The sequence below is a fragment of the Micromonospora sp. NPDC047753 genome (genome assembly GCF_040642735.1).
Taxonomy (GTDB): Bacteria; Actinomycetota; Actinomycetes; order Mycobacteriales; family Micromonosporaceae; genus Micromonospora.
Window position 1 is genome coordinate 1 of record NZ_JBEYSL010000472.1, and the last position, 5249, is coordinate 5249.

At 71.1% G+C, this 5249-nt stretch carries 3 protein-coding genes and 1 pseudogene; 2 read left to right on the forward strand and 2 right to left on the reverse strand.

The window, feature by feature from the left end; all coding sequences use genetic code 11:
• Nucleotides 1-87: 87 nt before the first annotated feature.
• Nucleotides 88-765: pseudogene (locus ABZ749_RS28755) on the forward strand (MMPL family transporter); the annotation flags it as partial.
• A gap of 46 nt (nt 766-811) precedes the next feature.
• Here ABZ749_RS28755 and ABZ749_RS28760 read toward each other — a convergent pair.
• Entirely contained in the window at nt 812-1687 is an 876-nt protein-coding gene (locus ABZ749_RS28760) for a lytic transglycosylase domain-containing protein (protein WP_357233276.1), read from the reverse strand.
• Nucleotides 1688-1721: 34 nt separating this feature from the next.
• On the reverse strand, nt 1722-3143 hold the full coding sequence (locus ABZ749_RS28765; RefSeq protein ID WP_357233278.1) for a DedA family protein: 1422 nt from the start codon (nt 3141-3143) through the stop codon (nt 1722-1724).
• Nucleotides 3144-3276: 133 nt separating this feature from the next.
• Here ABZ749_RS28765 and typA point away from each other — a divergent pair, with 133 nt between their 5' ends.
• Nucleotides 3277-5145: a translational GTPase TypA gene (gene typA, locus ABZ749_RS28770; protein ID WP_357200533.1), complete on the forward strand. Its 1869-nt coding sequence runs from the start codon at nt 3277-3279 to the stop codon at nt 5143-5145.
• The last annotated feature ends 104 nt before the right edge of the window (nt 5146-5249 follow it).

Consider the following 5249-nt stretch of genomic DNA (forward strand, 5'->3'; position numbering starts at 1 on the left):
CCGCGGACCGCCGGTTCCTGGAGGAGGCGTTCAAGGCCGCCGGCGTCCAGTACGACATCCAGAACGCCCAGAACGACAAGACCGCCCCCCGACTCCGCGCCGCCGGCCGCCGCCGGCGCCGACGCCCCGTCCGGGGCGATCGTCGGTGGTTCCGTGGCGGCCACATACGACTCCGACGAGGCCAACGACCGGGACCTGCGGCTCATCCTGCCGATCATCCTGCTTCTGGTCGGTGCCGTGCTCGTGCTGCTGCTGCGCGGTCTGCTCGCGCCACTGCTGCTGGTGCTCACCGTGATCGCCTCGTACTTCGCCAGCCTCGGCGCGGCCTGGCTGCTCTTCGACCACGTGCTGGGCTTCCCGGCGCTGGACAGCGGTGTGCTGCTGCTCGCCTTCGTGTTCCTGGTGGCGCTCGGGGTGGACTACAACATCTTCCTGGTCACCCGGGCCCGGGAGGACGCCCGCAGCGCCGGCACCCGCGACGGGATGCTCTCCGCCCTGCGGGTCACCGGCGGTGTGATCACCAGCGCCGGAGTGCTGCTGGCCGCGGTCTTCGCCGTGCTCGGTGTGCTGCCGCTGATCACCCTGACCCAGATCGGGATCATCGTCTGCATCGGTGTGCTGCTCGACACCCTGCTGGTCCGTACGGTCCTGGTGCCGGCGCTGGCGTTCCTGCTCGGCGACCGCTTCTGGTGGCCCGGCCGCATCACGCCCGACCCGGTGCAGGCCACCCCGCGCTCGCCCGAGCCGGTCGCCGCACACGACTGACCGACCCGTCGGGGCCGCGGCGAATCCGCCACGGCCCCGACGAGGGTCAGTACGCCAGGCAGACGCACTCGTTCATCAGTGCCCGCACGTTGCGCACGTACGACGGGTTGGGGATGGTCAGCGGCTTCCCCTCCTGAGCCACCGCACCGTGCCCGAAGTTGTACGCGGCGATGACGGCGTTGAGCAGGCAGGAATTCAGCTCGCTGGTGCACAGTGCCGGGTCGAGCCGGAAGTCGGACTCGAAGTACATGTCGCCGATGTACTTCGTCGCCCAGGCCAGGTAGGTGGCGCCGAGGGAGGCGTTGTCCTGGTACGCGTCGATCTTGTAGCTCTTCTCGAACCGCTGGTTCATCCACGTCGCGGTGTCCGGCATCACCTGCAACAGCCCGACCCCACCGTCGCAGGCGTAGATGTTGGACTGCCAGCCGCTCTCCTGCCACGCGGTGGCCTTGAGCAGGTTGAGCGGGATCTTGATGTCCGGTGCCGACACCGGCCAGTAGGTGCGGCTGGCCGCGTCGGTCAGCGCCGCCTTCACCTCGGACCGGCTCGCCTGGCTGCCCTTGTAGGTCGGCTTGCAGGAGGTCGGCGCCGGCTTCGGCGGCGCCGGTGGAACCTCGGTCTCGGTGGGCGGCTTCGGCACCGGGCGCGGCTTCGGCGCCGCCCGGGTCGGCTTCTTCGTCGTCTTCGGCTTCGGGGTAGCGCTCCGACTCGGCGCGGAACCCATCGACTCCACGGCGCTCACCGACGGGCTCGGCTCCCCGTCGACCTCGTCGGACGGGGCATCGGTCGGCCCGTCGGTGATGGCGACCGGCGCGGCCACGCCCGATGGGCTCTCCCCCTTGGCGGCGCAGCCGACGAGCGCGCCCGCCAGCAGAAGCCCGGCGAGCACTGCGGCGCCCAGCCGATCGGTGCGTCGAACCATGCCGTTGCCTCCCCCGTGTGATTGTCGCCGCACCCTAACAAGGTTCGACCGGACGGCGTTGCCCCTGCGACGGCCGCCGGGGGGTCTGGTCCACCGGGGGCTGACCATTGCCCACCGCCCGGTCCCGGGTCGCCCAGGCGACCATGAACACCACGGTCCAGAGCACCCCGAGCAGCACCGCCGCGGCCGTCCCGCTCGCCGTTTCCAGTCCGAGATAGAGCCGCGCGCCGCCGATCCCGAGCACCCCCGCCGCGGCGGCGGTCCAGGCAGCCACCGCCACCGGCCAGCGGGCGCTGCGCGACACCAGCCACGCCAGGGTGCAGAAACTCGCCGCGACCACGGCGCTCTGGGTGGAGAGCGCAGCCACCTCACCGCCGCCCGGGGCGGTCCCGTGCGGGCCGGTCAGTTCGGCCACCACGGCCAGCACCACCAGCGGCACGAACGCGCCCGCCGTACCGACCACGCTGAGCAGATCCGCCCGCCAGGGTCGGTTGCGCCACGCCAGCACCGCCGCCACCAGCGCCACCAACAGGATCAGCACCGACCCGCGTACCACCGACACCACGACCAGTGTGGCGTCGGCGGCGTCCGGGGTACGCCGAGCCGCGAACCACGCCGCGACCGCGCCGTCCAGCGCGGCCAGACCACTGTTGCGGACCGCCAGCGCGAGCAGACCGGCGATGGCGAGCCCGGCGGCGAACAGCAGCAGCAACCCGGCGGCCAGATTGAGCAGCAGCGTCCAGGCCGGGCCGATCCGCATGGCCACCAGGAAGAACAGCACCCCGTAGCGGGCGGTGAGCCACCGCACCGGGGGCAGCGCGCCGGCCCGGGACAGCAGCGCACGCGCCGGGTCGGGGTTACGGCCCAGCCACCGACCCACGAGCACCACACCCACCAGGCCGGCCAGCAGCAGGAACGCCACCCCGGTGGCCCGGCCCAGAAGCCGAGAGACGGTGTCGTACGACTCACCGGCGAGGTGACCGAGCAGCACCGAGCCGCCCACCCAGGTCACCACCCCGGCCAGGTTCCAGAGGGCGAACCGCCGGTACGGCATACCGGCCGCACCGGCCAGCCGGGGCACCAGGGTCCGGGCGAAAGCCACCCATCGGGCGGCGAACACCCCCCGCCCACCCAGGCGGGCCAGCATGGCGTCGGCGCGGGCCCACCGCTGCGGCCCGACCCGGTGACCCAGCCCGGCGCGCAGCCGGGAGCCGTACCGCCGTCCGGCCCGAAAGGCCAGCCCATCGCCGAGGACCGCCGCGGCGATCATCGCGAGCAACGCCGGCCCGAGCCGCAAGGTACCGTTGTAGGTGAGGAAGCCGACGAGCAGCAGGGTAGCCTCACCCGGCACGAGCAGGCCGAAGATCACCGCGGTCTCGCCCGCCACGATCAGCGCGGCGACCAGGTAGATCCACAGGGTGGGCAGACCCTGCACCCAGGTCAGCAGGTCGTGCACTCAGGCCCCCAGGACACGGGAGCCAGCATGCCAGCCGGGGGAACCACCGGCACAGCGGTTTCACCATAGATCAGGGGCACCTGGGGGTGACCCCGACGCAGCCTGCGCGAGCGCAGGCGGAAGGATAGAGGGTATGCAGCTTCGCACCGACCTCCGCAACGTCGCCATCATCGCTCACGTCGACCACGGCAAGACCACCCTGGTCGACGCCATGTTGCGGCAGGCCGGCGCGTACGGCGCACGCGGCGAGAACACCGAGCGGGTGATGGACTCCGGTGACCTGGAGCGGGAAAAGGGCATCACGATCCTGGCCAAGAACACCGGTGTGCGGTACCTGCCGGCCGACGGCTCCGACCCGGTCACCATCAACATCATCGACACCCCCGGCCACGCCGACTTCGGTGGCGAGGTGGAGCGCGGCCTGACCATGGTCGACGGTGTGGTGCTGCTCGTCGACGCCAGTGAGGGCCCGCTGCCGCAGACCCGCTTCGTGCTGCGCAAGGCGCTGCGGGCCCGGATGCCGATCATCCTGGTGATCAACAAGGTGGACCGTCCGGACGCCCGGATCAAGGAGGTCGTGGACGACACCTACGAGCTCTTCCTCGACCTGGACGCCGACGAGGAGCAGATCGACTTCCCGATCGTCTACGCCTGCGCCCGCGACGGCATCGCCTCGCTGACCCAGCCCGCCGACGGCTCGGTGCCCGACGACAGCACCTCCCTGGAGCCGCTGTTCCGCACCCTGCTGGACACCATCCCGGCACCGTCGTACGAGGACGGCGCGCCGTTGCAGGCGCACGTCACCAACCTGGACGCCTCGCCGTTCCTCGGCCGGCTCGCGCTGTGCCGGGTCCGCCAGGGCACCATCAACAAGGGTCAGACGGTGGCCTGGTGCCGCACCGACGGCAGCACCCAGCGGGTCCGCATCTCCGAGATGCTGATGACCGAGGGCCTGGAGCGCACGTCGGCCGAGACCGCCGGCCCGGGCGACATCATCGCCGTCGCCGGCATCCCGGAGATCATGATCGGTGAGACCCTCGCCGACGTCGAGAACCCGGTCGCGCTGCCGCTGATCACCGTCGACGAGCCGGCCATCTCGATGACCATCGGCACCAACACCTCGCCGCTGGTCGGCCGGGTCAAGGGCTCCAAGGTCACCGCGCGGATGGTCAAGGACCGGCTCGACAAGGAGCTGATCGGCAACGTGTCCCTGCGGGTCCTGCCCACCGAGCGGCCGGACGCCTGGGAGGTGCAGGGCCGCGGTGAGCTGGCGCTGGCCATCCTGGTCGAGCAGATGCGCCGGGAGAGCTACGAGCTGACCGTCGGCAAGCCGCAGGTGGTCACCCGGGAAATCGACGGCAAGACCTGCGAGCCGGTCGAGCGGCTGACCATCGACGCCCCGGAGGAATACCTGGGCGCGATCACCCAGCTCCTCGCCACCCGCAAGGGCCGGATGGAGCAGCTGGTCAACCACGGCACCGGCTGGATCCGGATGGAGTGGCTGGTGCCGGCGCGCGGCCTGATCGGCTTCCGCACCGAGTTCCTCACCGACACCCGGGGCACCGGCATCCTGCACCACGTCTTCGAGTCCTACGAGCCGTGGTTCGGTGAGCTGCGTACCCGCAACAACGGTTCGCTGGTCGCCGACCGGTCCGGCGCGGTCACCGCCTTCGCGATGATCAACCTTCAGGAGCGCGGCCAGCTCTTCGTCGACCCCACCACCGAGGTGTACGAGGGCATGATCGTCGGGGAGAACTCCCGCTCCGACGACATGGACGTCAACATCACCAAGGAGAAGAAGCTCACCAACATGCGGGCGTCGACCTCCGACGAGACGGAGAAGCTGATCCCGCCGCGCAAGCTCTCCCTGGAGCAGGCCCTGGAGTTCTGCCGCGAGGACGAGTGCGTCGAGGTCACCCCGACCGCCGTACGCATCCGCAAGGTGGTGCTCGACCAGCAGCAGCGGGGCCGCGCCGCCGCCCGCCGCAAGCACGCCGGCTGACCCACCCCAGCCGACGATCTGAGCGTCGACGGGGGACGGACATGATTGACACTGTCATCTTCGATGTGGGTGGGACAATTCTCGACGAGTCCCACGGCCGGGAG

What these genes read in the sequence shown, in the direction of transcription:
- ABZ749_RS28760 (WP_357233276.1), bottom strand. Translation starts at nt 1,687, where the DNA reads ATGGTTCGACGCACCGATCGGCTGGGCGCCGCAGTGCTCGCCGGGCTT.
- typA (WP_357200533.1), top strand. Translation starts at nt 3,277, where the DNA reads ATGCAGCTTCGCACCGACCTCCGCAACGTCGCCATCATCGCTCACGTC.